This is a genomic window from Brucella tritici (assembly GCF_008932295.1).
Classification (GTDB): domain Bacteria; phylum Pseudomonadota; class Alphaproteobacteria; order Rhizobiales; family Rhizobiaceae; genus Brucella; species Brucella tritici.
Genome location: NZ_WBWA01000003.1, coordinates 293121 through 306032, shown reverse-complemented (window position 1 = coordinate 306032; position 12912 = coordinate 293121). Strand labels below are relative to the sequence as shown.

Here is a 12912-nt window from a genome sequence, read left to right as displayed (position 1 = left end):
TGCGCTTATTGCGTGGGGATCGTTACCGCGCCAACCGTATTGCCGACGGCACGGCCGAAACGATCGATCTGCTCGTCATAGGTTTTGCGTGTGTTCGGATCGAACACGGCAATTGGCGCTGTTACCACCAGCGAGGCAGCCGTTCCGACACCCTGTGCCGTACCCATCGCCACTGCCCCCAGACGATCACCGAGCCCAACCTGCGAATCCGTGATGGTCTGGCCTGCAACGAGGCGCTGGCCGATCAACTGCACGACTTCCGGACTGGAAGCAAACTTGCCGTGGTTGAGACGGTCACCCGCCTTGAGCTGTGTCAGGTCGATAACGGTAATGCCTGCTTTTTCAAGCTCGGAGCGATAGGGCTCGATTGACGGGTCAATCTGGCCGAGACGGTCGATATTTCCGGAAATACGCCGAGACAATGCAAGCGCCCTGTCGTCTCGCGACGTGAACAGGGTGAAGCGCGGATGCTGCTTGCCCATCGCCAGAAACTGTTTCGAAAACACATCAACGTCGAGATCGGGCGATGCCAGAATGACATCCGTTATCTTGGCATTCACGCGGCCATCGCGGATCGCCATCTGCCGCAGAGCCTCGACCGTCAGCCAGCTGCCCATCGAGTGAGCCATGACCGTGATGTCCTTGACCTCTGGCTCGCGTGCGATGGCGCGCAAGATCTGCTCCAGCGCATCGCGGGAATAGTTAGTGCTTTCCTTGTCGTAATTATAGTCGAACACGCTGGCGCGCGACGGCCAGGTGAAGATCACCGGCGCAACATCGGCTCCGGAATCATGCACGATCTGGGCAAAGCGATAAACGGAATCCTCGAACGTATTGTTGAAACCGTGCACGAAAACCATCACGCGGCGGCTCTTGGTCAGATGCGGGCGAACCCAGCCTGCCATTTCCACATCGGTCTTGAGCGGTGTCACGCTGACGGTAGTGAAATCGGTCTGCGGATTGGGCGGCAGCTTCTTCGGCCACTGCACTTCACCCGCCTTGCGGTTTTTTTCCGGCGGAATGGACACAACAATCTCGTTGAGCGACACGAGCTTGTCACGCTCGCCGGAGAAAAGAATGCCCGGTTTGTCGGATGGGCGGCGGGTGGTCGCCACGACAAGATCAACCTTGGTGGTATTGGGAGAAGCGGCATCGCCGACGGGCACAAGCACGCCTTCAGGACGGCTGGCGCAACCGGCAAGCAGAGACATCAAAACGAGCAACGCAGGGGCAGTCCGAGAAAAAATGCGCCGCAAAACCAAACTCCCTAAACGCTACGCCAGCAGGTTTCTTACAACCGAAATCCGAGGGTTAATATATTCTTTACGTGAAACGTTCTGCCAAGCCCCAATTATCCACTGTTGTCGGAACGCAAGGCGATTGCGGCTTATGGGTTACACACTGTTCAACAGGTGATACTTTCCTTGCGATCAGCCCCGACCGATATAACCGCCAACAGCAACTCCGTTTCTGAAGGAGGCACATTATGGCATTGGAACTGACAGGGCTGCACCATCTGACAGCCATCACCGCCGATGCGCCCGGCAACCGGCGCTTCTATACCGACACGCTCGGGCTTCGGCTCGTCAAGAAAACCGTCAATCAGGACGACACCAGCGCCTACCATCTGTTTTACGCAGACGGGCTGGCTTCGCCCGGCACGGATATCACCTTTTTCGACTGGCCGGTACAGCGCGAACAGCGCGGCACCAACAGCGTCGCCCGCACCGGCTTGCGTGTGAACGGTGTCGAAAGCCTGGAATGGTGGCGAAACCACCTGAACGATAAAGGTGTCCAGACAGGCGATACTTTTGAGGTTGCTGGACGTGCCGTCCTCGATTTCGAGGACCCGGAGGGGCAGCGTCTGCGCCTGACCGATGACGGTGGCGCGGGGGAAGCCCATAGCTGGGACCGGAGTCCTGTGCCTGCAGAAAAGCAGATCAGGGGCCTCGGGCCGATTACGCTCAGTGTTCCTGAACTGGCGCCCACCCAGATCATTCTGGAAAAGGTCATGAACATGCGCCAGACCGGCGATTACGTTTCGCCTGACGGTGAAGGTCATGTCCATGTCTTCTCCATGGGTCCGGGCGGTGCTGCAGCCGAACTGCATGTCGCGGTACAGCCGAACCTGCCCACTGCATGGCAGGGTGCGGGCGCTGTGCACCATGTGGCCTTCCGCACGCCGGATCAGGAAAGCATGCAGGAATGGGTCGATCGCCTGCGATCTGTGCGCATGCCGTCAAGCGGCGAAGTCGAACGCTACTATTTCCGCTCGCTCTACTTCCGCGAGCCGAACGGCATCCTGTTCGAGATCGCGACCGATGGTCCCGGCTTTGCAGTCGACGAGCCACTTGAAAGCCTTGGCGAAAGCCTGTCGCTTCCGCCTTTCCTGGAAAGCAAGCGCGAAGCGATCGAGCGAAACCTGAAACCTCTTGATTAATATAAAAAGGGCTGCGGAACTCTCCGCAGCCCTTTTACTTATATCTTGTCGCGAAGCCATTCGCTTGCGATGCGGATATCTTCATCTATGAGCGCATGCCCGGCCCCGACCGTGCTGATCGTGAGAGCAGCCCCGTCTTCTCTCAGGACTTTTTCCAGTGTTCCGTTCCCATCGCCAAAAGGATCGGAAGCACCGTTCATCAAAAGCACTGAAGCATCCGACAAATCCGCGCCATCGGGTTGCTCCTCCAGAACCTCCTGACCGCGCAGAAGAACCGCCGTGCGAACCACATGCGGATGCAAACGCATGAAAGCCGCCAGCAGATTTGCGCCGTTGGAGTTCCCAATAAAGGCCGTCCGATTCAGATCGATACCATAAGCGGCGGCGGCACCCTCAACGAAAGCCTCGAATGCCTGTGCTTCAAACCGAATATCGGCCTGATCGAACTTTTTCAGGTCGAAGCGGCGGAACCAGCGCTGGATACCCTCTTCCGTACTGCGTCCGCGTACCCCCAGAAGGGTTGCGCGTGGCACAGCCTTGCGGGCGAAAGGCATCAGGTCGTTTTCGTTCCCGCCGGTACCATGCAAAAGCACCAGTGTACTGCCATCCGGCTCTTCCGGCTGGTGTATTCGATGAACGAAAGGCAGATCACGATAGATGACACGCTCCTCGCCCGGTAGAGCGAATTGCGGCATCCGTGCCCGGATGGCATCGGCCTTTTCCTCATTGCCCGGCGGCACGAACAGGAACTGGCCCAGCCTCTCGACCGGCTCATCTATTGCGAAGCCCGGTGCGTCAGTTGCAAATTCAAACAGCGTTCCGCCCGGCTCGCGAACATAGAGCGACGTGAAATATTTGCGGTCATGCACATTGACGGCACTTGAGTTGAGCTTTGAGAGTTCCTTCTCCGCCCGTTCCACTTCACCGATATCGGCAGCACGAAAAGCGACATGATCGGCAATGCCCGTGCCGGGAATACCCGGCCAGAAGCCGCCCGCATCACGCACATCGATGGCATCGCCGGAATCTGACAGAAGACGATCTATCGTGCCCTCTTTCGCCGAAGGCCTGAAACCGAAATAACGTTCGATGAAACCTGCAGTCTGTTCCGGTGCCTCGGACAGAATGGTCGCGGCACGCAAACGCCTGACGGCGAAAGCTGCCGGAATGCCCTCGCTTTCCCACGCATCATTGGCGGCAAGATCGCAGCCGACAAGCTTGACGATCACACCATCGGGGTCGCGCAGGCGCAGAACAGGTTCGCCAAACTCCTGCACGGGCCCTTCGGATGGCACGTGATGGCGCAAGGCGCGCTCGAGCCAGAATCCGATGGCAGTGCGATCAATGGCAAGCGCGACTTCACTAACCTGACCATGACCGACACGCCCCCTGGCACCATCTTCCCACACCAGAAACGTAATCAACGATCCGGGCGTGCCAGAACGGTCGCCATAGAACAGATGCAGTTGCTCGGCATCTTCAAACCCGCCTGTCTGCTTGACGATACGCAATCCCAGAAAGCCGGCATAGAAATCGACATTGGCCTGCACTTTTCGGGTGATGAGGGTGATGTGGTGGATGCCGCTTATCATGGATGCTGTCTCCCCGATTCAAAACTTGAACCAGAGATAGAGCAGATGCCGCAGCTTGCCTATGGGGCCGCTCGGTTACGCATTGTCAACGCATGGAGATGAAACGAAGCAGGATGCAGTGGAGCGGAAAAAGAAAAAGGCCGCGCGGGAGGAGGATGCGCGGCCTGATCTTGAATACGGCTTGGGAGGAGGAGTGCCGTATTCCTTTTCGAGTTCTGGGAGGAGGAGTGAACTCGATGAAGAGATATTTACCCGCCCCCCTTCTCTGCAGCAACGGCCATTAATGCATATCAGTTATGCAAAGACGTTGACGCTCAAGAAAAAGGCAGATCCGCTCATGCAGAAAACGCCCGGAAGCCGGGCGTTTTTAAAGAATTGCCTGTAAAATTAGGCTCTTACAAAAAGTGGGCAATCAGAGGTGCAGCAAGCACATTTACCAGACCGACAAGCACCATGACCAGCCCGGCAATCGAACCTTCCTCACTACCGATCTGGTGAGCTTTGGCCACACCGGCTCCATGTGCACCCATGCCGAAAAGGGCCCCGCGTGCCAGTGCGGAGCGGATTGGCAGCCAGTTGAGCATGACCTCGCCGAGAGCTGCGCCGAACACACCGGTTAGCACCACGAAGATTGCTGTCAGGTCCGGCGTACCGCCAATGTCGCCCGAGACAGTCATCGCAAACGGCGTGCTCATGGAACGTGGCATCAGGCTGAGGCTGATCGCTTCGTTGAGACCCAGCAGATGCGCCAGCCCCCATGCGGAAGCCATGGCAGATGAACTTCCGACGACGACACCTGCCAGAAGCACCGGCCAATAGCGGCGGATCGTTGCGCGCTGCTGGTAAATCGGGATCGCAAAAGCCACTGTTGCAGGCCCAAGCAGCGCGACCAGCCAATGGGTGGCGCTGAAATAGCCGCGATAGTTCTGATTAAGCCCAATGACCAGCGCCATCAGCAACAATGGCGTAACGGCGAGCGGCGTCAGCCACCACATGGGGAAGCGACGGTAGACGCGCTTGGCAGCAAGATAAAGCAGGATCGTTGCGGCAGACCAGAAAAATGTCGCCACCAGCGGGTTACTTAGCAACATAACGCAAACTCCAGCGGTAGCAGAGATCAACCGTCAATGCGGTGACACTCATGACCGTCAACGTACCCAGCAAAATCACAGCCATGATTTTCAGGCCGAGCAGACCGATCAGTTCCTGATGCTCAAGAACGGCAAGCACTGCGGGAACGAAGAAGAGCAGCATTTCAGCCAGAAACCATTCGGCACCGCGTTTCATGCTGAACAGGCTGACCCGACCACTCAGAAGCAGGACCAGCACCAGCGCCATACCGACAATGCCGCCTGGAAGAGGCAGACCTACGAGACGGACGAAAAGCTCACCCGCCAGCCAAAAGCCGACCAGCGTCGCAATTTGCATCAGACGGCTGTGATGCAGTGCGTAACGAAACCGGATCAAAAGGCTGTGGGCGTTCATGTGCTTTTCCAATGAGGACTGATGCATTTTCATCGACGAATATAGGCCTTCAGGCGCTATTCTAGAAATGAATTGATTTCATTGAAGCTATTCCGTAATAGAATGGCTCATGAACTTGCGCAGCTTCCAGGCTTTTGTCGAAGTGGTGCGGCAAGGCGGTTTTTCCGCCGCCGCAAAAACCATCAACGCGACCCAGTCGACCGTCAGCAAGGCGGTCAGACAGCTTGAAGACGAATTGGGGCTGGTTCTGCTGGATCGTGAAATCTCGCCCTCCCGCCTCACGACAGCAGGTGAGATTGTCTTCCGTCGCGCGATCGCCATGCTGGCGGAAAAGGACGACATGCTGGCTGAATTGGGCGAGCTGCGCGGCCTTAAGCGTGGCCTTCTGAAACTCGGCCTGCCGCCCATCGGTTCGAGCGTGCTTTTCGCTCCCGTCTTCGCGGCCTATACGAAGCTTTATCCGGAGATCGACATTCAACTGGTTGAGCATGGCAGCAGACGGCTGGAAGAATTGCTGCTGGCCGGTGATGTGGAACTTGCGGCTTCGCTTCTGCCGGTCGAGGACAGTTTCGAATGGCAGGATGTGCGATGCGAACCGGTTGTGGCGCTTCTCCCGACCGATCATGCGCTTGCACACGGGAGCGGCGTTTCGCTGCAGGATATTGCCAGCCTGCCGTTCATTCTTTTCGAGAGCGGCTTTGCCCTCAACCACATCATCCTCGACGCATGTCGTTCGCATGGATTTTCTCCAAATGTTGCAGTCCGCTCCAGTCAGATTGACTTCATCGTCGAGCTTGTAGCGGCAGGCATGGGCATCGGCTTTTTGCCGAAAATGATCGCGGAACAGCGGCATCACCCCGGCGTGCGCATCCACGGGATCAAAGGTGCCGATGTGAACTGGCATCTGGCGCTGATTTGGCGAAAAGGCGCATTCCTGTCTCACGCCGCTCGTGCCTGGCTTGAGCTGAGCAAAGCCGGGACTGACACTGCGTCATCTTGAAACGCCCGCCATATCGCCTATCTCAAAAAGATATACCGACTGGATAAGTGCCCTTGGCACCTCTTCAGCCATAGGCCCGTGTGTTGAACATTGTTCTACACACCCGTTTCAAAGCGCGCGACGCCTGAAACCACCGACGGATTTCTGCTCTGCGCGTCATCAGAAGGAGGCTATGATGGAAGGTCAGGTTATATTCTACAAGGACGACAGAATCCTCTACCGGCACCATATCGACGTGCAGGAAGACGATTTTTCAAAGGGCGTCAACGACGCGCTCATTGCCTTTCAACGCAACTATGCAGGCTTCGATCTCGCAGGCGACAACATCCACATCCGCTTCAAGAAGCCGGGTGACGTGTAGGTTTTAGAAAAATTTGCGGATCGAAGCAGGGCCGCTTGCCGAAACCGGAAGTCGGCCCTGATTTGTTGCCTCAGGCAAAAGCGGCTTCGCGTGCGACGCGATGAATATCTGTGCGTGAGAGGCCGAGATCGGAAAGCTCGCGGTCAGTGCAGCCGCTAAGCTCGCGAATATTTTCGCGATACTGCATCCAGCGATGGAAATGGGTGCGAAGATTCATGGTGGTATCCCCTTTTTTATCTTCCTCCCAACAATGAGCTTCCGTCTTTCTCTGCCTTTTGAGAAGTGCATATCCTGCATGGCTGCCGTGATTGCAGCGAAATCCTAGCGCTTTACCCGGATTTCCGATGCCGCCGAGAAAATAGTCTCCCAATATTGTAATCATTATGTAATTCTAATTTAGCTATATCTTCTATGTCGAAGCTGGCACCGATTCATTCTAATCAGAGTTGAAGTGCATGAAAAAGACATTGATTATCGTCGGCAATGCGCCTTTGCCGCGCGATCTTTCTGCCGAAGTCGATGCAGCGGATTTTGTCGTCCGTTTCAATGAGCCCAAGCAATCCATCGGCATGAGCGGCACCCGGACGGACCTCCTGATGCTGGCGACGTCCAGCAAGCCCATGCAGCGACGGCTGCGCGATCCGGGCTTCGTACAAACACCGACCTTCAAGGCAGCCAAGGAAGTGATGCTTGCTTATCATCCAAGCATCATCCGCAAATATCACCCCGGTCCGAATTTCCTCTCTCGCCTCAAGGGAAGGCGCGGAGACTGGACAATGCAAACCATCGAAGTCGTTGGTTCCGCAGGCAAGGAAATCCGGATCATGCCGCCCCAATTCTATCTGGCCGGGTGCAAAGAGCTGGGCGTAACCGACGAGAATATAAGCAAAGCCTTTCCAAGCACTGGCTTTTTTGGCATCTGGTACATGCTCGGAAAATGTCCGGAGGAAAGCTGGGACGTGAAAATCTGCGGCTTCACCTGGGAAGGCTGGAAACGCCACACCTGGGGAGATGAGCGCAGTTGGGTTGAGCAGAAGGTCAAGTCCGGACGCATCAGCCTCATCCAGTGACCCTGCGCTCTCATTATAATTTCCAGCGGAAAACGTGGGGAACGATCACGACACAATCGCTTTAGAGGAGCCTATGAATGAGTGAACCGTTACGCATTTTCATCGGATGGGATTCTCGCGAACCCATCGCATATGAAGTCGCCAAGGCATCAGCACTGAAACATTCCTCTATCCCGCTGGAGATTGTACCGATCAAGTTGCAGGACCTTGTCGATGAAGGGGTCTACACACGGGACGTCGATCCGCTGGCATCGACAGAGTTTACCTATTCGCGTTTTTTCACGCCATGGCTTGCGGGCTATAAGGGATGGGCGCTTTTCTGCGATTGCGACTTCCTTTTCCTTGGCGATATTGCTGGCCTTCAATCCTATAATGATCCGTCGAAGGCCGTTTATTGCGTTCAGCACGATTACCAACCCAAAGACAGTGTGAAGATGGACGGCAAGGTGCAGACCAGCTATCCGCGCAAGAACTGGTCGTCCTGCATGTTGTTCAACTGCGAACATCCCTCGACACGCCAGTTGACGCCGGAGCTGGTCAACAGCGAAACCGGCGCTTATCTGCACCGCATGCAATGGGCCGCCGATGATGAAATCGGTGCGTTGCCGACGGATTACAACTGGCTGGAAGGCTGGAACGAGAAGCCGGAAACCGGACTGCCGAAAGTCGTACATTACACGCGCGGCGGCCCTTGGTTCAAGGATTGGCAGAACGTCGACTATGCCGATTTGTGGCGGGCAGAAGCCGATAGTGTCGAGCCGGGCTGGAAGCCGGTCTGATTTGCAAAATACCTTGAGCTTTTGGCGCGCTGCAAGGTAGATAGGGACCATGAACGAAACGCGCCCCGACATCACTCCGAATGACGGCCCACAGCGGGCCGTCAAGGCTTTCATCATCCATCTGGAGCGCGCCACCGACCGGCAGCCGCAAGTCGAAGAACTTATTCGAAAGCTGCCGGTAGAGACGGACGTGGTGAACGCCATCGACGGGCGCACGCTCGATGCGCAAACGATCAGCAGTGTCTATCGGCGATCGGCACACAAGCCGCGCTATCCATTCCAGCTCAGCACGAACGAAATCGCATGTTTTCTGTCACATCGAAAGGCCTGGCAAGCGATTGTCGATCAGGAGATCGATGCTGGTCTCGTCTTGGAAGACGACGTGGAACTGACGCCGGAATTCGCAGCAGCCTATTCCGCTGCATGTCAGGTTCTCAAGGTTGATAGCTTCATCCGTTTTCCGTTCCGCGAGCGGGAAAGCGGGCGTGTTGTGCTGACGACGGAAACTTCACGGATCATCGAGCCGGTGCCGGTCGGCCTTGGCATGGTGGCGCAACTTATCGGGCGCGGAGCTGCGCAGCGCCTGCTGTCGGCGACGGAAATTTTCGACCGTCCGGTCGATACCACAGCACAGATGAACTGGGTCACAGGACTCAAACCGCTATCCGTCCTTCCAGGCGGTGTGAAGGAAATCTCAGTGCGCCTTGGCGGCAGCACGATTCAGAAATCGCGTTCTCTGCCGGACAAGCTGAAGCGTGAAATTCTGCGCCCGCTTTATCGCTGGAAGATAAAATCGCGCTCGCGCGCAGCTCTCTGAGGTTTCCCGTGCCTGTTCCTATTCTTTTATATCACCAGATTGACGTGCCTCCGGCGCACCGCGTGCCCTATCGCAGCATGATCGTGCATCCGACCCGCTTTCGCCAGCAAATGTCCTGGCTGAAGCGGCTGGGTTATCGCGGCCTGTCGGTGCGGGACGCAATGCCTTACATTTACGGCGGGAAGCAGGGCAAAGTCGCTGTCATCACCTTTGACGACGGTTTCGAGAATGTCTTCCGCAACGCCCTGCCGGTGCTGCAGGAATTCGGTTTCACCGCCACGAACTATTTCGTCGCCAACCAGATCGGCGGATTCAATCTATGGGACCAGAAAATCGGGGTTGCGCGCGCCGACTGCATGGGTGTTGCCGAACTGCGCGAATGGGCGGATCTTGGTCACGAGGTCGGCTCCCATACGCTCGACCACATCTTCCTGCCGGAAGCAAACGAGCAGGAAGCCATATCGCAAATACAGCAATCGCGCATAAAGATCGAAGACCTGCTCGGCAGTGAAGTCACATCTTTCGCCTATCCTTACGGCGGAGAAAATGCGGCAACACGCAAAATTGTTGAAGCGGCGGGCTATACAAACGCGACGACGACGGAAAAGCGCCGCGCACGATCAACTGACGATCCGTTCGGTATTCCGCGCCTCACGATCAGGCGCAATGACATATTGCTGCAGTTTCTGCGCAAGACGTTTACGCGCTAGTTCGACACGACGGCCTGCTGCCACGCACTACGTCGCGCAGATCAGCCATGAAGCCGCGCTCGACGAGACTGGCTGGCCCCGTATAATGCACTGAACCTTCATAAACGAGTGACAGATCGTCCGAGAACCGCTCATTTTCAACGATAGCGCGGTAATGTTCGGCACCGCCTGCATGGCTCTTTTCCGATGCAATACGTTTGAACTCGCCAACTGAAAGTGACGAAAAACGATAATGGAGAAGAGCGCCGGTTGCCGGAAGGAAATTCCGGAAACATGGCCCCGGCCCATGAATGCTGCCCCGGCGATAATCCGTCTTCTTGTCGACCCACATCAGCGGGAATTTTGAAAGCCGCATACTGCGTCCAAACAAGCGTAAACGCGGCCCGCCGCGCACCGCCACGCCAAATTTCTCCGGTTTCGCTGTATAACCATTGCCGTCGAAATGCGATGAGACCTCGAACGGATATTTCGTTCCGTCGTCAACGAAAACCCCGTCACGCAGCAAACCTCCGGGATACATGTCGATCATCGGAGCCAGACACCGACGAATTCCGTTTTGCTCGAGTTCCTCGATGAACGAATGGATATCGCGCTGCTCCATTCTCGGAAACACGAAAAATTCGTCCGCATCAACCGACAGATACCAGCGGCCCCGCCCGTAGAGATTGAACAGAGCATCGCGCCAGGCACGTCCGCGATCGGCCTGCGCATAGCGTACATTCGAAGAGAACAAATCAACATCCGGCGCACTGGACAAGATTTCAGTCGTGCCATCATCAGACTGGTCATCCACCACGATGAAGCGTGTGACACCCATCTTGCGGTAATAGCGCAGGAAAGACCTCATATAAGGCGCAGCATTGCGAACCACACAGACAAGCGGCAGATCGTCAGGACGCAAAGCCGCAAAGCTGCCGGAGGTGGCAATCAGATGTGCCTTGTGTTTCCGGTTCGGAACCGAAAGCTGCACGTGCCGCCATCGCAACCGCAGATGGCGCATCGGCGAGGCACGCCAATAGGCTGACCAATCCCCTGTCGTTGAGGCTGGATAGTTCATCACCGTGTGCGTTGGCTTCATATGGGGGCCGGGCTTTTGTGAATGTTAGTATTAACTGATGTTTGATTGCTCCTCATTCAAGCCACTCTGTGTCAACGCCGATCACTCTGCGCGATGTTTCGATACGGTTCGTGATGAATTAATTGGTCGCCACTATTTTGGGTGTGGAGCCTATTTGCTTGATTTCAATCAATGCTGCTTCAATTAAACGTGGCAAATTGCCCATCAATGCGCCATGGACGGCAAGTGCCAAAAGCGCTAGTTAGGGCACAGACTAAGGAGCGCATTATGGACTATCGCCGTTTTTTCGAAGAAGCGATCGACCAGTTGCACGCCGAGAAGCGTTACCGCGTTTTTGCAGATCTTGAACGCATAGTCGGACGTTTCCCCCGAGCTATCTGGCGCAACAATGGCACTGCCCGTGAGATCACCGTCTGGTGTTCCAACGACTATCTCGGCATGGGACACCACGCCGATGTCATCAAGGCCATGTGCGACACGGCTGGCAATGCCGGCTCTGGTTCCGGCGGTACGCGCAATATTTCCGGCAATAACCATCCACTCGTCGAACTGGAAAACGAACTCGCTGATTTGCACGGCAAGGAAGCCGGTCTCGTTTTCACATCGGGCTTTGTTTCCAACGAAGCTTCGATTTCCACGATTGCCCGGTTGTTGCCGAACTGCCTTATCCTTTCCGACGAACTGAACCATGCTTCGATGATCGAAGGCGTGCGTCGTTCGGGTACGGAAAAGAAGATTTTCCGTCACAATGACGTCGAGCATCTGGAACAACTTTTGAAGGCCGCCGATCCGGCGCGCGCAAAGCTGATCGTTTTTGAATCCGTCTATTCGATGGATGGCGATATTGCGCCGATCGAGAAAATTGCCGATCTGGCCGACAAATATAATGCCATGACTTATATCGACGAAGTTCATGCTGTTGGCATGTACGGCGCGCGTGGCGGCGGCATTACCGAACGCGATGGCTTGGCGCATCGTATCGATATCATCGAAGGCACGCTGGCCAAGGCTTTTGGTGCTCTCGGCGGCTACATCACCGGTTCGCGCGCGATTGTGGATGCGGTACGGTCCTATGCACCGGGCTTCATCTTTACGACCTCCCTGCCACCGGCAGTGGCAGCATCCGCGACGGCAGCCATCCGGCACCTCAAGACCTCGCAGGTGGAACGCGACGGCCAGCAGCGTCAGGCCCAGCGCGCCAAGGATGTGCTTTCTGCGGCTGGCTTCCCGGTCATGCCGTCGGAAACCCATATCGTGCCGATTTTGGTTGGCGATCCTGAACTGTGCAAGAAAGCCAGCGACCGCCTGCTGGAAGTGCACGGCATTTATATCCAGCCCATCAATTATCCGACCGTGCCGCGTGGAACCGAAAGACTGCGCATCACGCCGTCGCCTTTACATGACGACGCCCTGATCGACGGCCTCAGAGACGCCTTGCTGGAAGTCTGGAATACGCTCGGCATTCCTTACGCCGAACCGACTGTTTCGCAGCCAGCCAGCTCCGAGCGGATCATTCCGCTAATGGTCTCCAAGGCTGGCGGCTGACAATTTCTAGAATTTTCAAATAAGAAGGCCGCTTC

General features: G+C 56.2%; 15 protein-coding genes. 9 read left to right on the top strand and 6 right to left on the bottom strand.

Annotation, left to right across the window (positions count from 1 at the left end):
• Positions 1–5 precede the first annotated feature (5 nt).
• A complete protein-coding gene (locus F9K91_RS05600) occupies positions 6–1262 on the bottom strand; it encodes an alpha/beta hydrolase (RefSeq protein WP_192800847.1) in 1257 nt (418 codons plus the stop codon).
• Positions 1263–1486: 224 nt separating this feature from the next.
• Here F9K91_RS05600 and F9K91_RS05595 point away from each other — a divergent pair, with 224 nt between their 5' ends.
• The gene (locus F9K91_RS05595; protein ID WP_151677390.1) at positions 1487–2440 is read left to right on the top strand and encodes a ring-cleaving dioxygenase; all 954 of its coding nucleotides are present in this window, start codon (positions 1487–1489) and stop codon (positions 2438–2440) included.
• A gap of 38 nt (positions 2441–2478) precedes the next feature.
• Here the strand turns inward: F9K91_RS05595 and F9K91_RS05590 are convergent, their stop codons facing one another.
• Complete coding sequence (locus tag F9K91_RS05590; protein ID WP_151677389.1) at positions 2479–4032, bottom strand: VOC family protein; 1554 nt, start codon at positions 4030–4032, stop codon at positions 2479–2481.
• Positions 4033–4093: 61 nt separating this feature from the next.
• Here F9K91_RS05590 and F9K91_RS25925 point away from each other — a divergent pair, with 61 nt between their 5' ends.
• Positions 4094–4417, top strand: a complete 324-nt coding sequence (locus F9K91_RS25925; RefSeq protein WP_167522181.1) for a hypothetical protein — start codon at positions 4094–4096, stop codon at positions 4415–4417.
• A gap of 10 nt (positions 4418–4427) precedes the next feature.
• Here F9K91_RS25925 and F9K91_RS05585 read toward each other — a convergent pair whose 3' ends face one another.
• Both F9K91_RS05585 and F9K91_RS05580 read right to left on the bottom strand, forming a co-directional pair.
• A complete protein-coding gene (locus F9K91_RS05585) occupies positions 4428–5123 on the bottom strand; it encodes an LrgB family protein (RefSeq protein ID WP_151652434.1) in 696 nt (231 codons plus the stop codon).
• On the bottom strand, positions 5110–5517 hold the full coding sequence (locus F9K91_RS05580) for a CidA/LrgA family protein (protein WP_151554339.1): 408 nt from the start codon (positions 5515–5517) through the stop codon (positions 5110–5112). The genes F9K91_RS05585 and F9K91_RS05580 overlap by 14 nt, the downstream gene beginning before the upstream one ends.
• A 109-nt stretch (positions 5518–5626) precedes the next feature.
• Between F9K91_RS05580 and F9K91_RS05575 the strand changes: the two genes are divergently transcribed.
• Positions 5627–6517, top strand: a complete 891-nt coding sequence (locus F9K91_RS05575) for a LysR family transcriptional regulator (protein WP_151554340.1) — start codon at positions 5627–5629, stop codon at positions 6515–6517.
• Positions 6518–6692: 175 nt separating this feature from the next.
• Entirely contained in the window at positions 6693–6878 is a 186-nt protein-coding gene (locus F9K91_RS05570) for a hypothetical protein (RefSeq protein WP_061345011.1), read from the top strand.
• A gap of 70 nt (positions 6879–6948) precedes the next feature.
• Here F9K91_RS05570 and F9K91_RS25920 read toward each other — a convergent pair whose 3' ends face one another.
• Positions 6949–7095, bottom strand: a complete 147-nt coding sequence (locus tag F9K91_RS25920) for a DUF1127 domain-containing protein (RefSeq protein ID WP_010658239.1) — start codon at positions 7093–7095, stop codon at positions 6949–6951.
• A gap of 238 nt (positions 7096–7333) precedes the next feature.
• Between F9K91_RS25920 and F9K91_RS05560 the strand changes: the two genes are divergently transcribed.
• From F9K91_RS05560 to F9K91_RS05545, 4 genes are all read left to right on the top strand, one after another.
• A complete protein-coding gene (locus tag F9K91_RS05560; RefSeq protein ID WP_151554341.1) occupies positions 7334–7948 on the top strand; it encodes a glycosyltransferase family 29 protein in 615 nt (204 codons plus the stop codon).
• Between the two features lie 77 nt (positions 7949–8025).
• Entirely contained in the window at positions 8026–8727 is a 702-nt protein-coding gene (locus F9K91_RS05555; RefSeq protein WP_151554342.1) for a glycosyltransferase, read from the top strand.
• A gap of 49 nt (positions 8728–8776) precedes the next feature.
• Positions 8777–9544 (top strand): glycosyltransferase family 25 protein, encoded by a 768-nt coding sequence (locus tag F9K91_RS05550; protein WP_151554343.1) that lies wholly within the window; start codon positions 8777–8779, stop codon positions 9542–9544.
• A gap of 8 nt (positions 9545–9552) precedes the next feature.
• The gene (locus F9K91_RS05545; protein ID WP_061345007.1) at positions 9553–10254 is read left to right on the top strand and encodes a polysaccharide deacetylase family protein; all 702 of its coding nucleotides are present in this window, start codon (positions 9553–9555) and stop codon (positions 10252–10254) included.
• Here F9K91_RS05545 and F9K91_RS05540 read toward each other — a convergent pair.
• Positions 10244–11332, bottom strand: coding sequence for a glycosyltransferase family 2 protein (locus F9K91_RS05540; protein WP_151554344.1), 1089 nt, complete (start codon positions 11330–11332; stop codon positions 10244–10246). The two genes, F9K91_RS05545 and F9K91_RS05540, sit on opposite strands and share 11 nt — an antisense overlap.
• A gap of 267 nt (positions 11333–11599) precedes the next feature.
• On the opposite strand from F9K91_RS05540, the gene hemA reads away from it, so the two are divergent.
• Complete coding sequence (gene hemA, locus F9K91_RS05535) at positions 11600–12877, top strand: 5-aminolevulinate synthase (protein WP_061345005.1); 1278 nt, start codon at positions 11600–11602, stop codon at positions 12875–12877.
• Positions 12878–12912 lie beyond the last annotated feature (35 nt).

Coding starts and splice junctions, on each gene's coding strand:
- F9K91_RS05595 (WP_151677390.1), top strand. CDS start 1,487: ATGGCATTGGAACTGACAGGGCTGCACCATCTGACAGCCATCACCGCC.
- F9K91_RS05590 (WP_151677389.1), bottom strand. CDS start 4,032: ATGATAAGCGGCATCCACCACATCACCCTCATCACCCGAAAAGTGCAG.
- F9K91_RS25925 (WP_167522181.1), top strand. CDS start 4,094: ATGGGGCCGCTCGGTTACGCATTGTCAACGCATGGAGATGAAACGAAG.
- F9K91_RS05585 (WP_151652434.1), bottom strand. CDS start 5,123: ATGTTGCTAAGTAACCCGCTGGTGGCGACATTTTTCTGGTCTGCCGCA.
- F9K91_RS05580 (WP_151554339.1), bottom strand. CDS start 5,517: ATGAACGCCCACAGCCTTTTGATCCGGTTTCGTTACGCACTGCATCAC.
- F9K91_RS05575 (WP_151554340.1), top strand. CDS start 5,627: ATGAACTTGCGCAGCTTCCAGGCTTTTGTCGAAGTGGTGCGGCAAGGC.
- F9K91_RS05570 (WP_061345011.1), top strand. CDS start 6,693: ATGGAAGGTCAGGTTATATTCTACAAGGACGACAGAATCCTCTACCGG.
- F9K91_RS25920 (WP_010658239.1), bottom strand. CDS start 7,095: ATGAATCTTCGCACCCATTTCCATCGCTGGATGCAGTATCGCGAAAAT.
- F9K91_RS05560 (WP_151554341.1), top strand. CDS start 7,334: ATGAAAAAGACATTGATTATCGTCGGCAATGCGCCTTTGCCGCGCGAT.
- F9K91_RS05555 (WP_151554342.1), top strand. CDS start 8,026: ATGAGTGAACCGTTACGCATTTTCATCGGATGGGATTCTCGCGAACCC.
- F9K91_RS05550 (WP_151554343.1), top strand. CDS start 8,777: ATGAACGAAACGCGCCCCGACATCACTCCGAATGACGGCCCACAGCGG.
- F9K91_RS05540 (WP_151554344.1), bottom strand. CDS start 11,332: ATGAAGCCAACGCACACGGTGATGAACTATCCAGCCTCAACGACAGGG.
- hemA (WP_061345005.1), top strand. CDS start 11,600: ATGGACTATCGCCGTTTTTTCGAAGAAGCGATCGACCAGTTGCACGCC.